The organism is Flavobacterium sp. (assembly GCF_032153895.1).
Taxonomy (GTDB): domain Bacteria; phylum Bacteroidota; class Bacteroidia; order Flavobacteriales; family Flavobacteriaceae; genus Flavobacterium.
In genome coordinates this window covers 24,904-44,428 of sequence record NZ_JALDYN010000006.1, presented here as the reverse complement: position 1 = coordinate 44,428, position 19,525 = coordinate 24,904, and the positions used below count along the sequence as shown (strand labels likewise).

General features: G+C 33.2%; 24 protein-coding genes. 18 read left to right on the top strand and 6 right to left on the bottom strand.

Annotated features, from left to right (window positions below; genetic code table 11):
* The first annotated feature begins 21 nt into the window (after positions 1–21).
* The 13 genes from RUH60_RS03960 to RUH60_RS03900 all read left to right on the top strand — a co-directional run bounded on the left by RUH60_RS03960 (position 22) and on the right by RUH60_RS03900 (position 8,665).
* Complete coding sequence (locus RUH60_RS03960) at positions 22–612, top strand: hypothetical protein (protein ID WP_313805658.1); 591 nt, start codon at positions 22–24, stop codon at positions 610–612.
* Positions 613–813: 201 nt separating this feature from the next.
* The gene (locus RUH60_RS03955; RefSeq protein ID WP_313805657.1) at positions 814–1,227 is read left to right on the top strand and encodes a hypothetical protein; all 414 of its coding nucleotides are present in this window, start codon (positions 814–816) and stop codon (positions 1,225–1,227) included.
* Positions 1,228–1,407: 180 nt separating this feature from the next.
* Positions 1,408–2,118: a hypothetical protein gene (locus RUH60_RS03950; protein WP_313805655.1), complete on the top strand. Its 711-nt coding sequence runs from the start codon at positions 1,408–1,410 to the stop codon at positions 2,116–2,118.
* 166 nt (positions 2,119–2,284) lie between these two features.
* Positions 2,285–2,884, top strand: coding sequence for a hypothetical protein (locus RUH60_RS03945; RefSeq protein WP_313805653.1), 600 nt, complete (start codon positions 2,285–2,287; stop codon positions 2,882–2,884).
* 167 nt (positions 2,885–3,051) lie between these two features.
* Entirely contained in the window at positions 3,052–3,363 is a 312-nt protein-coding gene (locus RUH60_RS03940) for a hypothetical protein (protein ID WP_313805651.1), read from the top strand.
* A complete protein-coding gene (locus RUH60_RS03935) occupies positions 3,356–3,547 on the top strand; it encodes a hypothetical protein (RefSeq protein WP_313805649.1) in 192 nt (63 codons plus the stop codon). The genes RUH60_RS03940 and RUH60_RS03935 overlap by 8 nt, the downstream gene beginning before the upstream one ends.
* Before the next feature lie 162 nt (positions 3,548–3,709).
* Positions 3,710–4,180 carry a hypothetical protein gene (locus tag RUH60_RS03930; RefSeq protein ID WP_313805647.1) on the top strand — a complete coding sequence of 157 codons (471 nt, stop codon included), beginning with the start codon at positions 3,710–3,712 and terminating at the stop codon, positions 4,178–4,180.
* Between the two features lie 227 nt (positions 4,181–4,407).
* Positions 4,408–4,737, top strand: coding sequence for a hypothetical protein (locus RUH60_RS03925; RefSeq protein ID WP_313805645.1), 330 nt, complete (start codon positions 4,408–4,410; stop codon positions 4,735–4,737).
* A 175-nt stretch (positions 4,738–4,912) separates the two neighbouring features.
* Entirely contained in the window at positions 4,913–5,551 is a 639-nt protein-coding gene (locus RUH60_RS03920) for a hypothetical protein (protein WP_313805643.1), read from the top strand.
* A gap of 215 nt (positions 5,552–5,766) precedes the next feature.
* Entirely contained in the window at positions 5,767–6,270 is a 504-nt protein-coding gene (locus RUH60_RS03915; RefSeq protein ID WP_313805641.1) for a hypothetical protein, read from the top strand.
* A 187-nt stretch (positions 6,271–6,457) separates the two neighbouring features.
* Positions 6,458–6,973, top strand: a complete 516-nt coding sequence (locus tag RUH60_RS03910; protein ID WP_313805639.1) for a hypothetical protein — start codon at positions 6,458–6,460, stop codon at positions 6,971–6,973.
* A gap of 190 nt (positions 6,974–7,163) precedes the next feature.
* A complete protein-coding gene (locus tag RUH60_RS03905; RefSeq protein ID WP_313805637.1) occupies positions 7,164–7,673 on the top strand; it encodes a hypothetical protein in 510 nt (169 codons plus the stop codon).
* Between the two features lie 266 nt (positions 7,674–7,939).
* Positions 7,940–8,665, top strand: coding sequence for a PmeII family type II restriction endonuclease (locus RUH60_RS03900; protein WP_313805635.1), 726 nt, complete (start codon positions 7,940–7,942; stop codon positions 8,663–8,665).
* Here RUH60_RS03900 and dcm read toward each other — a convergent pair.
* Entirely contained in the window at positions 8,651–9,889 is a 1,239-nt protein-coding gene (gene dcm / locus RUH60_RS03895) for a DNA (cytosine-5-)-methyltransferase (protein ID WP_409559650.1), read from the bottom strand. The genes RUH60_RS03900 and dcm overlap by 15 nt on opposite strands.
* 235 nt (positions 9,890–10,124) lie before the next feature.
* Between dcm and RUH60_RS03890 the strand changes: the two genes are divergently transcribed.
* Both RUH60_RS03890 and RUH60_RS03885 read left to right on the top strand, forming a co-directional pair.
* A complete protein-coding gene (locus tag RUH60_RS03890) occupies positions 10,125–10,916 on the top strand; it encodes a hypothetical protein (protein WP_313805631.1) in 792 nt (263 codons plus the stop codon).
* A gap of 120 nt (positions 10,917–11,036) precedes the next feature.
* Positions 11,037–11,429, top strand: a complete 393-nt coding sequence (locus tag RUH60_RS03885) for a VOC family protein (protein WP_313805630.1) — start codon at positions 11,037–11,039, stop codon at positions 11,427–11,429.
* Between the two features lie 84 nt (positions 11,430–11,513).
* Here the strand turns inward: RUH60_RS03885 and RUH60_RS03880 are convergent, their stop codons facing one another.
* The 5 genes from RUH60_RS03880 to RUH60_RS03860 form a co-directional block, all read right to left on the bottom strand.
* Complete coding sequence (locus RUH60_RS03880; protein WP_409559649.1) at positions 11,514–12,932, bottom strand: TolC family protein; 1,419 nt, start codon at positions 12,930–12,932, stop codon at positions 11,514–11,516.
* A gap of 1 nt (position 12,933) precedes the next feature.
* Positions 12,934–16,161 carry an efflux RND transporter permease subunit gene (locus RUH60_RS03875; RefSeq protein ID WP_313805628.1) on the bottom strand — a complete coding sequence of 1,076 codons (3,228 nt, stop codon included), beginning with the start codon at positions 16,159–16,161 and terminating at the stop codon, positions 12,934–12,936.
* Between the two features lie 29 nt (positions 16,162–16,190).
* Positions 16,191–17,270 carry an efflux RND transporter periplasmic adaptor subunit gene (locus RUH60_RS03870; RefSeq protein ID WP_313805626.1) on the bottom strand — a complete coding sequence of 360 codons (1,080 nt, stop codon included), beginning with the start codon at positions 17,268–17,270 and terminating at the stop codon, positions 16,191–16,193.
* Between the two features lie 109 nt (positions 17,271–17,379).
* Entirely contained in the window at positions 17,380–17,799 is a 420-nt protein-coding gene (locus RUH60_RS03865) for a hypothetical protein (RefSeq protein WP_313805624.1), read from the bottom strand.
* Between the two features lie 97 nt (positions 17,800–17,896).
* Positions 17,897–18,658: an oxygenase MpaB family protein gene (locus RUH60_RS03860; RefSeq protein WP_313805622.1), complete on the bottom strand. Its 762-nt coding sequence runs from the start codon at positions 18,656–18,658 to the stop codon at positions 17,897–17,899.
* A 108-nt stretch (positions 18,659–18,766) separates the two neighbouring features.
* On the opposite strand from RUH60_RS03860, the gene RUH60_RS03855 reads away from it, so the two are divergent.
* The 3 genes from RUH60_RS03855 to RUH60_RS03845 are packed head-to-tail and all read left to right on the top strand — an operon-like array spanning position 18,767 to position 19,460.
* Positions 18,767–19,051 (top strand): hypothetical protein, encoded by a 285-nt coding sequence (locus RUH60_RS03855; protein ID WP_313805620.1) that lies wholly within the window; start codon positions 18,767–18,769, stop codon positions 19,049–19,051.
* Between the two features lie 12 nt (positions 19,052–19,063).
* Positions 19,064–19,285: a DUF2809 domain-containing protein gene (locus RUH60_RS03850; RefSeq protein WP_313805618.1), complete on the top strand. Its 222-nt coding sequence runs from the start codon at positions 19,064–19,066 to the stop codon at positions 19,283–19,285.
* Positions 19,251–19,460 (top strand): DUF2809 domain-containing protein, encoded by a 210-nt coding sequence (locus tag RUH60_RS03845; protein WP_313805616.1) that lies wholly within the window; start codon positions 19,251–19,253, stop codon positions 19,458–19,460. The genes RUH60_RS03850 and RUH60_RS03845 overlap by 35 nt, the downstream gene beginning before the upstream one ends.
* The last annotated feature ends 65 nt before the right edge of the window (positions 19,461–19,525 follow it).

Below are 19,525 nucleotides of genomic sequence, written 5' to 3'. Positions count from 1 at the left end.
TTAACAAAACTAAATCAGATCATGAATATTAAAATCATTTTATTAATTGTTTATTTAACACTTAGTTCATGTAATGGGCAAAAAAAAGAACCTTCATTTGAAATTCAAGAAGAAAATCAGGTCACAATAAAAGTCAATAACCAAACTAATCAAACTTTAGAATATTTAGCAAATAGTTCAATTGAAATTATTTCTCTATGTAAATATAATATTGATAGGGAATACACTTTAGATTTTTATTTTCATATTACAGAAAAAAATAAAGAATTAATTATAGTTGAATACTTTTCGAATCCATGTGAAGAAAAACAAGGAAATGTAAATAAATTAATTCAGAAAAATACAATTCCTATTGAAAAAATCGGTTATCTAGAAATTGAAGATTTTCCTACAACCAACTTTGTGGATAATTCAGATAGAAAATTTAGGCAACTTTTTATAACTATGGAATACAACACGAAATCCATATCTAAAGAATTTACTGAATCTCGGGGAAATAGTTTCTATTCTGACACAGAAAAAGCAAATGTTATTATCTTAGAAATTCCTAAAGAAAATGTAGAAAGAATAAAAAAAGCAATTGAACATTTAGTAACTGAATTTAAAAATTAACGGTATACAACAGCGGTTTTGAGCTATTGGGTTTTGGGTGCGTATCGGTAAAGATTAGTGTTTGCACTTTCTTCTCTGAAGTGAGGTTTTTTCTTTCAGACTTTTCGGTATATTTGTAAACATCAGTAACAAAAATCCCCACCAGCTCAAAGCCGGCGGGACGTTAGCAGTAATTTTAAAAAACTATTCTGATTTAGAGCAATGAAAAGAATAATATCTTTGGGTATATTAACACTTTTTGTAAGTTGTATGTCAACCAAAACAAACGATGCTGAAGAAGCATTTAGATATTGGTCAGGAAGCAAATCTCCTAAAGAAATTAAATTAATAAAAGGAGAATACTATCAATCCGGACATTTTACTCTTGAATATGAATTGTTTTTAAAATTCAAAACTAACAAAAAATGGTTTAAAGAATTTGTTAGACAAAATAATCTTGAAATTGATACCACGGGAAATAATTGGTCTAGATTCACTGAATTACCTAATTGGTTTAAAACTAATGATGATTATATCATTTATGCAAAAGATCAGCATGATGATTTTGAACGCTCCAGATATTTTCTAAATCCTAAAAACGGAATATGTTACATTTATGAAACTGTTGGAATGTAAAGATAAAAACTACTGCTAACAGCGGTTTAAAACCATTGCTGGTTTTACCTTTTAAATGAAAATCCTTCGGATTTTCCAAAGCCACATTTCATAACAAATAATTCGTAAATTGCCGCAACGGTTTTAAGCCGCAACACGTTATAGGCAATAGCACAAAAAATCTAACTTCAGTTCAAAAATATGCTTGAAATAATCCAAAAACTAATTAATTATATTGGAACAGGAAACTGTATCACAATAATTACTTTTATTATCTGTGTAATTCTTTCATACTATTTATATTTTAAAACATTCTACAGATTGGTTTATACAACGCAAACCATTTGTAAAACCTGTGAAAGTTTTGATGATTGGAAAAGCGAAGGAAAAGAATTTAATACCAGAATAATAATTTTTAATAATGGCCGCAAGACAATTTCTAAACAGCAAATAGAAAAGCTCGAAATTGTGTCAAGTCATAAAATTAAAGAAGTATTATTGACCAAAAAAATTGATAATCTTTCTGTTTCAATCAATGATAAAATTGCTAAAATTCAAATTGAATATTTAGATTCATCTGATTTTATTGTTTTAGAAGTAATCCATAATGGATATGTAATACTTGACGGTAGAATTGAAGAAACAGGCAAATTATTACACACAGAAACTAAAAATTGGATACTAATTAATGGTATTATCATTGTCCCTCTAATTATCTTGTTATTTTATAATATGTACAATTTTTTAGGCAAGGACGAGCCTCAAGTTATGCCAGTATTAATAAATCTAATATTTGCATATGGTATAGCAATGTCACTTAGATTCATTCATAAATTATTCTTCATTCCAGATAGTTTAACTGCAAAATATGCTGATTCTAAAGATAAATGGAATACAGAATTTAAGAAGTAATAGCTACTGCCTATAACAGCAGTTTTGTGTTATTGCTAGTTTTGGGCTTCTTTGGAAAAAACTCCGTTTTTTCCAATTTGGTTTTGTACTTGCAAACTTTTAGTTAAATTTACGCAACAACACAAAGCCGGCTGGACGTTAGCTGTAAGTTTGTAAAAACGTAAAAATGAAAAACATCTTAATTTTAATCACTTTAATTTTAGTTTCTTGTAATTCTAATGACAAATCTAAAAGTGAATCTGACGTAACCTCCAGAGTGTTAATTAATGACAACAACAAGTACAACTCTTATTTAATTGAAAACTTAAATCGTAAGGTTCGTGAAAGCTCAAAGAATAGTGAAATTGTAAAATATGATAGTCTAACTAAAAACTATCTAAATTATTTGTCTGAAGTAGAAACTGAAATCACAAATAAATCTTCCGAGATCTTTTTTCAAGGAGATGAATATTCATCAAAAGGAAAAGAATTTATAAGCAAAACAAACGCATACAAAACTGAAATAGAAAAGATTGTAGAATCCGAGAATTTAAAGAAGAGAATTAATTTAGTTTTAAACACAAATGACGTTCAACAGCCGAAAAATGTAACCGAAATTGCTGAAAACAACGAAACTAATAACCATGCAATTGGTGAAATATCAATTTTCTATCTAGACTATTATTACAAGGGTTCAACTAAATATCAATCTTTATCATTTTTAAGCAGTAAAAAGCGAAGCATATTGGAAATAGAGAATGAATTCATTATTTCTTATGATAAATAAAACCTACAGCTAACAGCGGTTTAAAACCATTGCTGGTTTTAGTCTTCAGTTGAAAATCCTTCGGATTTTCCAAAACTGCATTTCATAACAAAAAAATCGTAAATTGCCGCAACGGTTTCAAGCCGCAGAAACGTTAGCAGTAATGCGACCAAAATTGTAAAATCATAATGAAAAATCAAAATAATATATATAAGCTTTTAGATTTAATTCAAGAAAAGCCTCAGTTATATATTGGGGATAAAAAATTATCAACTTTATGCAATAATATCAACGGTTATAATTTATACTGCTTAAATAATGATATAAAAGAAAATACGCTACCTAAATGGGAAGAATTTAATGATTTTGTAGCTAGCGAATTGAATTATAATGAGTCAACTTCTGGTTACAAAAACATGATACTTGAAAAAAATAACTTTAATGAACTGATTTCGTTCAATAAGTTCTATGAACTTTTAAAAAAATTTAGAAATGAATAAATACAACTCAATCATAGCCAATATTGTTGCTTTTGGACCAGTAATCGCTTTTAACATTTATTTTTTTTCAACCAAAACACCAGGAAGCGGGATTGATTTTTCTGCAGTAATTTACAGTGGTATAATTGCTATGATTTCATTTGCGTTAGCTAAATCAATTCGTGAGAAAGGCAAAGCAAAATAAGATTAATGCACTACTGCTAACAGCGGTTTAAAACCATTACTGGTTTTAGCTTTCTGTTGAAAATCCTTCGGATTTTCCAAAACCGATTTTCATAACATATTTTGTCGTAAATTGCCGCAACGGTTTTAAGCCGCAACACGTTAGCAGCTATTATGCCAAACTATGGGAGAAAAAACATACTTAAGAAATGATTTTCCAAATTCAACCGAGTTATACAATATTAATTCGAGAATAAAAGATTGGGATTATTCCGAAATCAACGGTGTTGGTTTTTACCAAAAATATACTGGACATTATGGTCATATTGAAATAAAAATATCAAAAAGTAAAGACTTACATTCTCATCAATTAATTAACAATTTGAATGAAAATCAACTACCAACGATTTACTTAAATGAAGTAATTAATTGTTTAAATTTCCTAATCTCATATATATCTGGAATAAAAGGTGAAAGAATTAATTTTAAATTCGAAATTATTGATGGAAGTTTTCATATAACAGAATCAAAGCGAACAGATTTTCAAGTTGCTACTTTTTATTCAATAATTGATTGCTTTGACAAATCTATAAGGCAAATTTCCGCGAAAGATTTAGAAATGATTAATAATTGTAAGGAGTTAAATAAAAAATAACAGCTGCTAACAGCGGTTTAAAACCATTGTTGGTTTTAGATATTTGTTGAAAATCCTTCGGATTTTCCAAAACCGCATTTCATAACAAATAATTCGTAAATTGCCACAACGGTTTCAAGCCGCAACACGTTAGCGGTAATTATTTAAGCGACAGTTTTAAAATGAGATATCTAATTATATTAACATTCTTTTTTTGCAATATTTTGAACGCTCAAAGTTGTAAAAATTTGAAAACTGGAGTGTTTACAATAAAAATTAAAGAAGTTGAGTTTATTGTAAAGCGAACAGAGAAAAAAGAAATAGTTAGTAGTAAATACGGAACTGTTAAGCATAAAATAAAATGGATTTCTGAATGTAAATACATTTTATTTAATAGAAGACCAAAATTTAATGGAATCAAAAGCGATATAAAAATTGAACACTTGAATGAACAAAATGTAGATACTATTTACAACGATGTTGTTGAAAACAATGAAAGAGAATTCAAAATTTTATCGTCTGATAAAAATTCTAATGTTACGGTTGAATATATATACAAAAAAGATAACTACCGCTAACAGCGGTTTTATAAAATTGGGGCTTGAGTGTTTAATGGAATGATCTTTTCGTACATTTGACTTCAGTCTTAATGGAATGGTTCGGGAAAAAAATCCCCAACTTTATAAAGCCGGCGGGACGTTAGCGACTATTTTGGGCCACGCGAAATCTTGAAAATTTTAATTATATTTGTAAATGCAAAATGAGTTAAAAAATGAATTACACAATATCCTTTCAGGAAAGAGCGAAGTTAGGTTTGGAGCAATTATCCAAGCAATCGCCTGTTACCTTAATGATGGCGAGAAAACAAGCTCAATTATTGAAATCGACAAGCATTTCAAAAGTCAAGAAACAACGAGGTTAGAAAATTATATTTCTAAAGAAAACCTTTGGATTCACAATATTGATTTTACACAATATGTAAGTGAAGGAGCCGAACAAAAAGTATATCTAAATGATAGTGAACATGTTTTAAAGCTTAATGACGCGATTTATTACAGTTCTTGGAAAGATTACTTTTATAATTTGCTATTACACAACTACTTTTTCTCCGACACAGCATACGAATTACTTGGTTTTACTAAAGATAATGAAACGCTTTATGCAGTTGTAAAACAAAATTACGTTTCAATTACTTCAAATACTGACCTTTCAAAGGTAAAAACTTTTTTAACTTTAAATGGTTTCGAAAACAATCGAAATAATGATTATATCAATCGAGAACTAGGGATAATTTTGGAAGATCTACATGATGAAAATGTGTTAACTCAAAATGAAATTCTTTACTTTATTGACACTGTTTTTTATTTAACGGATGTGTTCTGGAAAAATTGATTAGAAAAACAGTCGCTAACAACAGTTTGGCAAAATTGCTGGTTCAGTCTTTACCAAGAAACTTCTGTTTTGCATTCTTTCTCCGAAAGACGTATTTTCTTTCAAACCTTTTCGGTATATTTGTGAGCAACAGTAATAAAATTCCGCAACTTTACCAAGCTGCAACACGTTAGCGGCAATTCTTAAACAACAATAGTGAATAATTAGCCTATAAAATGAACAGACTTCAAGAGATGAGTTTTGTTAGTGAAATTGTGTTACAATCAAAAATTGCACAAAGAGCAGGTGAACGCTTACAAACTGCAAATGACAATTTAGATAACATTGAAGTGTGGGGCTCAATTCAATCCATTCTTGTAGCTGCTGGAAACGTTTCAAAGATTCTTTGGCCAACATACAACAGACATGCAAAGCGTGGTGAAAAATTAAGACAAATACTTCAAATCAAAGACGACAACCCTATTTCCGAACGTAGATTTCGAAATCATTTCGAACATTATGATAGTCGAATTGAGGAATGGTATGATGGTCAAGGTTCTTATATTGACTTGGCGATGAATCCAGATCTTCTCGGAAAAAGTCACGAAAGAATTGATCGTGGATATAATTCATTTAATAACACTTTAATATTTCGCGGTGAATTACTGGATTTGGACGAAGTATTAAATGCGATTAAAGAAATACATAATAGCTGCAAACAATATGGATATAATTGGTAGAACTGCCGCTAACAGCGGTTTAAAACCATTGCTCGGTTTTAACTTCAAATGAAAATCCTGCGGATTTTCAAGCGCCGCATTTCATAACAAATAATTCGTAAATTGCCGCAACAGGTTTTAAGCCTCAAAACGTTAGCCGTCATACTAAAAAAACAGAACGTAAAACACTGTAAACAAATAAAAATTAATGAAAAAACTAAAATATTCACTTTTATCGGGATTAGTTTTTGGAATTATAGTTGGAATATATTGTTATGCTACCGGCAAAAAAGAAATTGCAATTGTGGCATCAGTTTTTTGCTTCTTAACTTTTAGTATTGTTTCATATTTCAAACTGTTTTCAAAAATTGATTTTAGTGAAGAGTTTGAAAAAATAGACAAAAAATCAATAGTTTATTCAGGATTAGCAAATCACTTTAAAGACAATATTTCAGTTGGTGGTACTTTGTATTTACTCGAGAATAAAATTATTTTTCAAACAAATGCAATTAATTTTGCGAAAAGACACCAGAAAATAATTGAACTGAACGAAATTGACAAAACTGATTTTAGAAAAACTATGGGCTTAATAAATAATGGAATATATATTAAGACAAAAGACAACGTTACGGAAGAATTTGTTGTGAATAAAAGAGAAACTTGGAAAGAGCAAATTGAAAAAGTAATGAAAATAAATTCGAGTGAAATCGAAAAACAAATCTAAATAGAAAGAAGTACGAACGGCTAACAGCGGTTTTGAGCGAGCGAGGCTTTGGTTTATAATAGGAAAAGACAGTCTTTGCACTTTCTCTTTCGTTTGAAAATTTTTCTTCCAATCTTTTCGGTATATTTGTAAGCATCAGCAATAAAACTCCTCGCCAGCTCAAAGCCGGCGGGACGTTATAAGCCATTTTATGAAAACGAAACCTTCATTTAAAACATTTACGTTATTACTACTATTGATATCAATAGTAAGTTGCAATCAATCAAAACTTCCTAAAAACTCAAAGATTACTGCAAAATACATTGTTTTTAATCATGACATTAGTAAGAGAACTATTGAAGATTTTAACAATGTAAAAGAAATAACTAACGGTAATGAAATTACTCATCCTTTCGTTGTGGATAAAGAATTTCATGATTTAGAATACTCGTTTATAATATATCCTGAAGGAACTCTAGAGAAAATACATGAATATAAATATGGTGAATACAATTTATACCCTAAATACCAAATAGAGTTGGACACTATTGATAGAGAAAAAATTGGAATAGGATTTATGATCAAACTAGATGAAAAACTAAATCAAATTATAGATGGTCAAGACACTCTAAAAATTTTAAATGTTTACCAAACAGAAAAATTAATCCGAGTTGACAAGCCAGAAAACAAGGGAAGAATTGCATTTTATCAGTATAAATAAAAACGGCTTATAACAGCGGTTTTGTGCAAGTGGGGTTCGGTCTATAATAGGAAGAGCCAGTGTTTGCACTTTCTTCTCCGAAGTAAGGTTTACTCTTTCAATCTTTTCGGTATATTTGTAAGCAACAGTAACAAAAATCCCCACCTGCTCAAAGCCGGTAAACGTTAACTGTTATTCTACCTCACTAGATAGAAATTAGCTCTAAACTATAGAACTTAAACAAAAAGTGTTATTTTTAGCCATTAGAAATAAATTATTATTATCAAATGGCAAATAGTAGAACAGAAAAAGAACTTTTAATTGAAATAGTTGCGTATTTCGATACTTATATTTTTGAAAATCATATCAACGCTGCACTAAAAGTTCATTCAAAACTCAAATCTTATAATATTAATCCTATTGTAGTAAAATATTTGTCAAAAGTTTTAGAAGGTAATTATAGTCCGGAAGGTGTAGCAAAAGCTCTTTATTATCCACGAGTTTTAGGAACTTCAATAAATACTTCATTTGGAACAAGAATTCAAAATATGTTTGTTGAACTCCAAATTGCTGATGGTTCATTAATACCTGGAATGGATATTGAATTTCATGACAAAATCGATAATAGAAAAAAATGGTGCCAATTAAAATCTGGTCCAAACACTATAAATTCAGAGGATGTAAAACCATTAATCAAAAAGTTCACAAACACAATTCAGTTAGCGAGAACTAACAGAGCGTTAAAAGATGTAAACAATACAGATTTCATTGTGGGTGTGCTTTATGGAGAAACTTCTGAACTAAGTATGCATTATAAAGAAATTGACAAATTTCATCCAGTTATAGTTGGAAAAGAATTTTGGCACAGAATAACAGGATATCCAAATTTCTATGATGGACTTGTTTCTGCATTACATGAAACGATAAATAATCTTGACACAAAAGATTTTATAAAAATAGGATGTGATGAACTAGCTGAAGAAATTAAAAACTCACCTTTATTCCATTTTTAATTTAGCATAATATTGATTTAAAAATTTGACAATCGAATACCCAACTTCTTTACCCAAATTTACAGGAACAGCATTTCCTATTTGTTTATATTGTTGAGCTATAGAGCCTTCAAATTTCCAATCGTCTGGAAAAGTTTGAATTCTCGCATATTCTCGAACCGTAAACGGTCGAGTTTCTTCGGGATGACATCTTTCTGTTTGCTTTTGTGCAGGACTACAAGTCAATGTTAAACAAGGTTCATCCCAACCTATTCTTCTTGCAATCCCAGTTTTTCCACCACCAAGATGGAAACTTCCTCCCATAAATTCTTTTTGAATATCTAAAGGTAAATCTCTCCAATAACCTTTTTGTGGTACTAATTTCAAAACATCAATTTTGCTTTTTGGGTATTTTGAACCTTCTGATTTTGGAACATCACAATCGAATAATTCACCTTTTTTCAAAGCATCTTTTAAATTATAAACTCTCTTATAAGGTTTTGGATATTCATATTTTAAATCAATATCTTTTCTAATTCCAACTAAAATTAATCGTTCACGTTTTTGCGGAACATTAAAATTTATTGCTTTTAAAACTTGAACAGGAACAACATTATATCCAATTTCATCCAAAATAGAAATCATTCCTTGAAGCGTTTTACCATTTTCGTGACTCAGCAAGCCACGAACATTTTCACCAATACAAATCGGAGGATTTACTTCCTTAACAACTCTAGCAAATTCATAAAACAAAGTTCCTCTTGCGTCGGCTAAACCTAATTTTTTTCCAGCATAACTAAATGCCTGACAAGGAAATCCACCAGTTACAATATCAACTTTGTTTTCATATTCAGTAAAACTAAAAGATTTAATATCTCCTTCTAAGACATTCCAATTTGGACGATTTTTTCTTAATGTTTGGCAAGCCCATTTATCAATTTCATTTAAAGCTACACATTTCAAACCAACTTTTTCCATACCAACAGCTAAACCACCAGCTCCAGCAAAAAGTTCCAAAACAGTATATTCATTCTTTGGTTCAACATAGTTTGAAACAGTTTCTTTAACATTATCTTCTAAAAAATCAGCAAATAAAGTATCAACTTCAGATTTTCTGTAAACCCTATAATTACTCATAGGTTCACGAACTGCAGTCAATTTTCCTTCTTTATCCCAACGCCTTAAAGTTTCTTTACTTTTACCAATATACTCAGCAGTTTCCGAAAGTGTTAAATACTCACTCATAACCAAATTGTTTAACCTTACACAATGGTTACAAATTTAAAAGAAAAATCGGAACAACCAAATTAAAGAAAAGAAAAAAAGAACAACAGTTAACAGCGGTTTAAAACCATTGCTGGTTTTAGCTTTCAGTTGAAAATCCATCGGATTTTCCAAAACCGCATTTCATAAGAAATTAAATCGTAAATTGCCGCAACGGTTTCAAGCCGCAGAAACGTTAGCAAATATTAGATAAAAAATGAGAATTAAAATTTTAGCAATTTTATTTACAGGTGTACTTTTTACATCTTGTGGAACTTCATTGAAGACCAACTTAACTAATAACTTTCAAAGGGAAAAACTTAACAACGAGGAGGTTTTTATTGTTTATAATGAAAGTAAACTTCCAAAAGAATCTAAGAAAATCGGTGATATAAAAATCGGTGATTCTGGTTTTTCAACAAAATGCTCAAAAGAAGAGGTTCTAAATGATGCAAAAAATGCTGCAAAAGCTAACAATTCAAATATTATTCTGATAGACGAATTAAAAGAGCCGAGCTTTGGAAGTTCTTGTTATAGATTAAAAGCACGTATTTTCTATAACAATTCTTCAAGCATGGATGAATTATGGGGTAAAAGCAATAACACTTTTGATGAAAATGCGGATTATGCTTTAATTCATTTTATTTGCAAAGGTGAAAATCCTAGCGGTTGGACTTATATGAAAGCAGGATTAGTTGGTGGAAAATATACTTTATCCTATAATGATGAAAACTTTAAAATATCAGAATACAGTGTTATCACTAAAAAAATAAAAAAAGAAGGTTTACTCAAGATTAATGCAACTTCATTTACCAGAAATGGTGATGTCGAAATAGATTTCAAAAATGGACGCGAATATTTTGTATCCTTAACAACTCACACAAATATAGGGACAAGGGTTGTTTTGGAAAAAATTTCAACAATTGAAGGAAGACAATTAAAACAAGATATTGAAAAAATTTCAGCAGAAATTCAAGAATACGAATTACGCAAAGAAAAAAACAAATAACATTTGCTAAAAGCGGTTTAAAACCATAACTAGCTCTGTCCATAATAAGACGAATTACTTGTTATTTTCTCAAAAAAATCTTGGTATCTTTATAATACTCAACAAAAAAACTTGAAAATCATGGCAAATCAATCAAAAAATCCGTTTACATGGGTTGAGATCTATGTAAATGATATGAACAGAGCTCAAAAATTTTATGAAACTGTTCTGGATATTCAAATGACATCACTCCCGATGCCTGACGGAATGGATAACATGCAAATGCTAAGCTTTCCTTGGGCTGAAGGTGAAAGAAACATTAGCGGAGCTTTGGTAAAAATGGATGACATGACAGCCGGTGCTGGTGGAACATTAGTTTATTTCGCTTGTGAAGATTGCTCAATGGAAGAAAATCGGGTGGAAAATGCCGGTGGAAAAGTTTGCCAACCTAAAATGGCAATCGGAGATTATGGTTTCTGCTCCATAATTATGGACACCGAAGGAAATACAATTGGACTACATTCCATGAAATAAAAATCATTCTCAAAATCAGCTATAAAACAAAAGCCATCTTACAATCTGCAAGATGGCTTTTTAAATAATTGAGACTTCGAAAAATTACTTCCAGCCGCCTCCTAAAGCGCGATACACAGCAATCATCGCGTTGATTTGCTGCATTTTAGTTTCTACAAGATCGAATTTGGATTCCAAAGCATCGCGTTGTGTTAACAAAACTTCCATATAATCAGCTCGGGTTGATTTGAACAAATCGTTTGCAATAGTAACCGATTGATTCATCGCTTCAACCTGTTGTGCTTTCAACTCAAAAGCTTTTCTGGAATTTTCAATTTTATTCTGCAGATTGCTTACTTCAACATACGCATTTAAAAGTACTTTTTCGTATTCGTAAACCGCCTGAATCTGTTTGGCATTGGCTGTGTTGAAACTTGCTTTAATTGCATTTCGGTTCAATAACGGAGCTGCTAAATCACCTACAACATTGTAAAGCAACGATTCCGGAGTTGTAAACAAATACGAAGGTTTGAACGCCTGAAAACCAACTCCTGCCGAAATTCCCAATGATGGATAAAAACGTGCCTTTGCAGATTTTACATCAAATTTTGTTGCCTGAAGTTCCAATTCAGCCTGTTTGATATCTGGTCGGTTTTCCAACAGTTGAGCCGGAATACCTATGTGAACTTCTTTCGGATTAAAAGCAAAGAACGTTGATGCATCTCTATCAACATGCTGAGGAAATCGGCCTACCAAAAAGTTAATTCGGTTTTCGGTTTCGGTTATCTTCTGAAGGATATTGAATTGCAGACTTTTCGTATCCAACACTTGAGCCTGAAACCTGCGAACTGCCAATTCATTAACTCGTGCGGCTTCTTTCTGTAATTTTACTACTTCAAAAGCATTATTCTGAATGGCAATATTCTGATTTACAATTTCCAACTGATTGTCTAGCGCAATTAATTCATAATACGAATCTGCAATCTCCGAAATAAGATTCGTTACCATAAAATTTCTGCCTTCTACAGAAGCCAAATAACGACTTATAGCCGATTTTTTAGCATTGCGCAATTTTCCCCAAACATCTACTTCCCATGTCGCATAAGCACCAACCATGTAATCCTGAAGCGGTTCTGGTGTTTCCACTCCGGGTTTGATTTCGGTCGTAGCATCATTGGCCCCTTTACTGGTATAACGACCAACTTTATCCACTCCTGCTCCGCCGCGCAATCCTACGAATGGTAAATATTCTCCTTTTCGGGTTTTCACTTCGTTACGGGCAATTTCGATTTCCTGCATGGCAATATTTAACTCCTGATTGTTTGCCAATGCAGTTTCAATTAGGGTTTTCAAATTGGTATCCGAAAAATACGCACTCCATTTTTCTTTTGCCGTATTTACAGTATCGCTAGACGTCGAATATTGTTCTGGTAGTTTAAGATTCGATTGCCTTTCAGCTGTACTTGGAGTTTTACAACTTACTACACTTAAAACAATTGCTGCAATTGCTAAGTATTTCATCATACTATTTTTTTTCATTTTTCTGATTTTCTTCAAGCTGATCGTCATCTTCTTCTTCTTTGAAATTATCAATAAGCTGTACAAAGTCTGCGGACAATGTACTTTCGTCTTCGTTTTTAATAAGTTTTCTGCCATCGGCCAAGGTTCCGAAGATGTAATACAAGCCCGGAACAATAATTACTCCGAAAAGCGTTCCGAATAACATTCCGCCCAATGCCGAGGCACCAATGGTTTTATTACCGATGGCTCCTGCTCCACTTGCGATAATCAACGGAATCAACCCTGCGATGAAAGCGAACGATGTCATCAAGATAGGTCTGAAACGTACTTTTGAACCTTCAATAGCGGCTTCTAAAACCGTTAAACCTTCCTGATGTTTCTGAATAGCAAATTCGACTATCAATACTGCGTTTTTACCGAGTAAACCGACGAGCATAATCAATCCGATTTGGGCATAAATATCGTTCTGTAAGCCCATTAATTGCAGTAATAAGAACGAACCAAAAACTCCAACCGGTAACGAGAAAATTACCGCCAACGGAATTATAAAACTTTCATATTGAGCGGCTAAAACTAAATACACGAATACCAAAACCACTAAGAAAACATACAACGATTCGTTTCCGCGAAGTGCTTCATCATACGAAAGTCCTTCCCAAGCGATGTCGTATCCGTTTGGTAATGTTTCTTTAGCTACTATTTTGATTGCATCAATTGCATCTGCCGTTGTATATCCTTTAGCCGGTAAACCTTGAATAGCTGATGAATTATACATATTGTAACGTGTAATCTCATTCGGTCCTTGTGATTTAACCAATTTCATGAAAGCCGAATACGGTACCATTTCGCCCTGATCATTTTTCACATACAAATCCAGGATGTCTGACGGTAATCTTCTGTATTTCGGATCGGATTGTACATACACTTTGAAGAAACGTCCGAATTTGATAAATCCTTGCTCGTACGTACTACCAATCAAAATGTTCAGATTTTCCATAGCTTTCCCGATGGAAACACCTTTCTGCATCGCCAAATCATTGTCCACTTCCAATTCAAACTGCGGATAATTAGCTGCGAAGAATGTAAACAAACCTGTTAGCTCTTTTCGCTTACTCAAATTGTTCATGAATTCTTTGTTCACACGGTCGAACTCATGGTAATCAGTATCGGTATTTTTATCCAACAAACGCATCGAGAAACCTCCTGAAGAACCAAATCCCGGAATGGCCGGTGGCTCAAAGAACTCAATAACCGCTCCTAAGCCTCTGGTTTTTTCTTCCAGTTCTTCCATGATTTCTTTTACGTTTTTATCACGGTCAGACCATTCTTTTAAGTTGATAAGACACGTTCCGGCATTCGAACCACGTCCTTCAGTCATGATTTCATAGCCCGCCAAAGATGAAACCGATTCAATTCCATCTACAGATTCACAGATTTTCTGCAATTTCTGAGAAACCTGATTGGTACGCTCTAAAGTGGAACCCGGTGGTGTTTGAACTATGGCATAAATCGTTCCTTGATCTTCACTCGGAATAAATCCAGAAGGTAAAATTTGGTTTTCGACAAAGATGGCTCCACAGAAAACTAAGAGAATTCCAAAAGTTAGCCATCTTCGGTTTACAATGGATTTTAAAATCGTTACATATTTTCCGGTAAGTTTATCAAAGCCTCTGTTGAAGGCGTCTAAAGCTTTTGTTACAATATTGCTTTTCTTCGGATGTCCGTGATGATTCTTTAATAACATCGCACACAAAACCGGAGTTAAGGTTAATGCGATAATAGCCGAAATTACAATCGAACTCGCCATGGTGATGGAAAACTGTCGGTAGAAAGTTCCTACCGGTCCGGACATGAAGGAAATCGGTAAGAAAACGGAAACCATTACCGCAGTAATCGCGATAATTGCTCCACTGATTTCTCCCAATACTTTCTTAACTGCTTTATACGGCGTGATATTCGGTTCTTCATCAAACTTGGCGTGAACGGCTTCGACGACGACAATCGCATCATCGACTACAATTCCGATGGCCAGTACAAGGGCAAAAAGGGTTACGAGGTTAATCGACAATCCGAAGAACTGAATCACAAAGAAGGCTCCGATTAAGGAAACCGGCACCGCCAAAATAGGAATCAAGGTCGAACGCCAATCTCCTAAAAATACAAACACCACAAGGGCAACCAAAATAAACGCATCTCGAAGCGTATGAATCACTTGCTCAATCGAAGCGTCAAGGAATTGCGAAACGTCATAACTGATTTTATAATCCATGCCTGGTGGAAACGTAGCTTTCATTTCCTCAAGACGGGCTTTTACTTCTGCAATTACATCACTGGCGTTACTTCCGTAGTTTTGCTTCAACACGATTGCTGCTGATGGATGTCCGTCCAAATTGGAATAAATATCGAAGAATTCACTTCCTAACTCTGTCGTGGCGATATCTTTTAAGTGGATGCTTTCCCCTTTGGAATTGGCTCGTACAACGATTTTATCGTATTGTTCTGGCTTGTTGTATTGTCCTTTGTACGTTAAAACATATTCTAACGATTGCGCGGAAATACCCGAACTTTGTCCTATCCTACCCGGTCTTCCGATGATACTCTGTTCTTTCAAAGCATCCATTACTTCTTCTACGGAAATGTTGTACGCACGCATTCTGTCCAGTTTCAACCAAACACGCATCGCATACGTTCTGCTTCCTAAAATCTGAGAACGGGCAACTCCTTTAATACGGTTGATTTCAGGAATCATTTTCACACTGGCGTAGTTGTACAAAAACTTCTCGTCCATGCTTTTGTCTTTAGCATAGAGGTTTACGTACATCAACATACTCGGCTGAATCGGTGTAATAATAACTCCTTCACGCTGAACTAATTCCGGCAGAAGCGGCATCACCTGATCGACCCTGGTTTTCACCCGAATTACGGCTTCACTCGGATCAGTTCCCGGTTCAAAAATAATACGCAAGGTTGCTTCACCGGCACTGGTGGCATCGGTAGCGATATAACGCATATCCTGTACGCCATTCAAAGAGTTTTCTAAGGTAATTAATGTGGATTTCACCAAAACATCGGCACTCGAACCTGGATACGCGATGAAAATATTAACAGTTGTAGGCGCAATTTGTGGAAACTGCGAAATCGGTAATTGCTTGATAGCCAAGGAACCGACAAATAGAATTACGACCGAAATGACAATAGCAAATACAGGTCGATGTATAAATCTACTAAACATTTTACTAAACTTTTAGGATTAACAATCGGTTACTCAGCGTATAGTTCAAGATTCGAAATCACTTGTTCCGGCTGGTGGAATTTGGCGTGAATCTTCTCGTTCTCTTTTACCTGACGTAATCCTTCAAGTAGTATTTTGTCGTTTACCGATATACCGCTAACAGCATACAAATGAGGTAGTTCTGCAACAATTTTAATTTCTCTGGATTTTACTTCGCTGTTCTTGTCGATTACAAAAACATACTTTTTGTCCAAAACTTCAAATGTGGCTTTCTGTGGAATCAATAAAGCGTTTTTCAATGGTAAAGTAACCTGAATGTTTCCGGTTTCGCCATGACGCAACAACCCTTTCGGATTTGGGAAAGTCGCTCTGAAAGGAATGTTTCCGGTTTCGTTATTGAAGTCTGCTTCAACTGTTTCAACCATTCCCGGATAGTCGAAAAACTTATTGTTTGCCATTACAAGATTCACTTTCTCTTTCACTGAACCGTTTGAATTGGCTTTGAAATCTAAATATTCCGCTTCCGGAACATTGTAATAAACCCACATTTTACTATTGTCTGAAAGATTGGTAAGCAAATCGCCTTCTTCAACCAAACTTCCTAAACGAACCACAAATCGGTCAACGATACCGTCAAATGGCGCTCTGATTTGGGTTAAATCTAAATGTGTTTGTGCTAACTGTAATTCGGCTTTTGCTTTATCTAACTTAGCTTTTGCCATGGCTAATTCGTTTGGAGCTACAACGTTTCCATCTGCTAAACGTTTGGTGTTTTGGTATTCGATTTGAGCAAAATTGGCTTCGGCTTTGGCACGTTGCATTTCAGCTTCGTACAGCTTCGGCATAACCTGAAATAAAACTTGTCCTTTGTGAACAAATTGTCCTTCGTCTACATAAATTTTTTCTAAATAACCGCGCTCCTGAGCACGCAATTCGATATGTCTAATGGATTGAATCTGAGAAACATAATCCTTAGTAATTAAAGTATCTTTTTGCAGTGGTGAAGTCGTTAAGAATTCGTTTGATTCTTTCTCTTCTTCTCCTTCATGTTTGCAGCTTACCATTGACAATAAGCCACACAATCCTAATAGCATAAATGCTTTTTTCATAAATAATACTGAACTTAAATTTGAAATAAATTAGTGCGTCCCAATCAATTAAAACGGGACAAAAGCTTAAGTAAAGTGTTGGAAAAAGTACTATCCAACAGGCGTGAAATCATATTCGAAATACTCGAAAGACAACATACCTTTTGGTTGCTGAAAGACTGAATAATTCTTTACTGAAAAGAAGGGTTTCCTTTAATTTGGTATATGGAACTTCGGGTAAAGACTGGTAATAAAGGGAAAAAAAGCAATTCCCACCAATGAAGTATTTTTTATAAGAATCAAGACTTTCTTCTTCGCCTTCTTTTTCTAGGGTGAAGAAGTCTAAATCATCGTCGTCATCAAATAAAACGGAAACTAAATTAGTTGTTTCAACATCTTCAAGATGCAGAAAAAGTTTTGATAAATCCTGATGCTGAACTGAAACTTTAGTTGTTTCTTTCTGATGTACCGCATTTGCCAATACATTGGTATTCCCGCCGAACAGGAATAGAGCCAAAAGCAAAAAGTAGCTGTACAAAAATTTCTTCATTATAGTGCAAAGCTACATAAAGTTACTGCACACAAACAAGTGGTTTGCGTTAATTACTGTTAAAAAAATTCAATTACAATAAAATCATAACATTAACTTAATGAACAATATCAAGTTCGGCGATTTGTTTTTTATAATTTTTAGGTAAAAGAAGATTCTTCAGAAAAGAGTCAATTTTAATCTTTTTGCAAATTTTATAAAGAATTAGAACTGGTGGCAACAGTTTAATGCCGGAAAAATTCAACAGTCGACTTACAACCGATGGAACAACTAATTTCTGAGCTTCCAACAACAATCTGTAACGGAACAATCCTAAATATTTTCGGTATTGTTTGAATAAATCTTCTGTGAAATTACTTTTTTGAAGATTCTCTTTCAGATGTTGTTCCCGAACCGGCAACCAATCCATATAATTTGACGGAAGTTCTTTCAAGCCCATTCTTATTCCTACTCGATAAAATACGTTGTACACTTCTTCTTTTTCCTCTTCAGACAGTTTGCTTTCGAGTACTTCATAAGCGGAAATCGAATAATGAATCAGCATGAATAACACATCGCGATACGCCCAATCCGGAATGGAAGCTCCTCGAGATTTTTCCACTGCGGAATGAATCTGACGCATCATGTCAATTGCTTTCAAAGCATTTTCTTCTGATGCAAAAACAATTTTTCGGGCGTATTCAACAGTAGAGAATAATCTTCCCAATGGATCTGAAGGTAATTTTCCGGTATAATACAACCAATCCACCGCCTTATTTAAAGCAAATTCTGCGGAAGCTCCGGCGAAGATAAAAAGAATGGTATCGCTCTTTCCCCATATCTTTCTTACAATTGACGTTTCTTTTACAAAGTAATTCATGATGTGAATTTTATCTTCACAAAAGTAAAAAATAAATTTTATTTAAAAGTACTTTGTATTTCAAAGTTTATTTTTACATTTGTCTAATAATCTAAAAATCAGCAAAATATGAAAACTAAAAATTTGACTGTTGTTGCGTTAATAACAAGTATTCTGTTAGTAATTCCGTTTGTTGCAATGCAATTCACACCGGAAGTAAATTGGTCTGTTGGCGATTTTGTAATTGCCGGAGCATTGCTTTTTGGAACTGGCTTCCTGATTGATCTAGCGATAAGAAAAATACCAAACCGCAAAAACAGAATTCTAATTTGCATTGCAATTGCATTAGCTTTGGTTATTCTTTGGATTGATTTAGCAGTTGGAATTTTTGGAATGCCTTGGAGCGGTTCTTAAGAAAAGTGTTCTATGAAATTTGAATTCAACGTTAAATATGCAATTTGGACACTATTATTATTCATTACAGAAGTTTTAATTGCAGTCTGCATTCGTGACAACTTCATTAGACCTTATTTGGGCGATGTATTGGTAGTAATTTTACTCTATTGCTTTTTAAAATCATTTGTAAAAGTAAAAACTGTTACTGCAGTGGTTTGTGGTTTGTGTTTTGCTCTTCTCTTACCTCATTGAGTTGTTACAATATTTCAACTTTGTGCATTTATTAGGTTTGGAAGAATCAAAAATTGCTAAAATTGTTTTGGGAAGTTCGTTTGAATGGTTGGATTTAGTAGCTTATACTGCTGGCGGGCTGATTATAATTTTAGCCGAAAAGTTAAATTCAGTTAAAAAGACGACGACAATATAATAAGTACGAAATTATTGATATGTTTGCAGAAATGTAAGACTAATTCTATTTTTCAGCAACATATC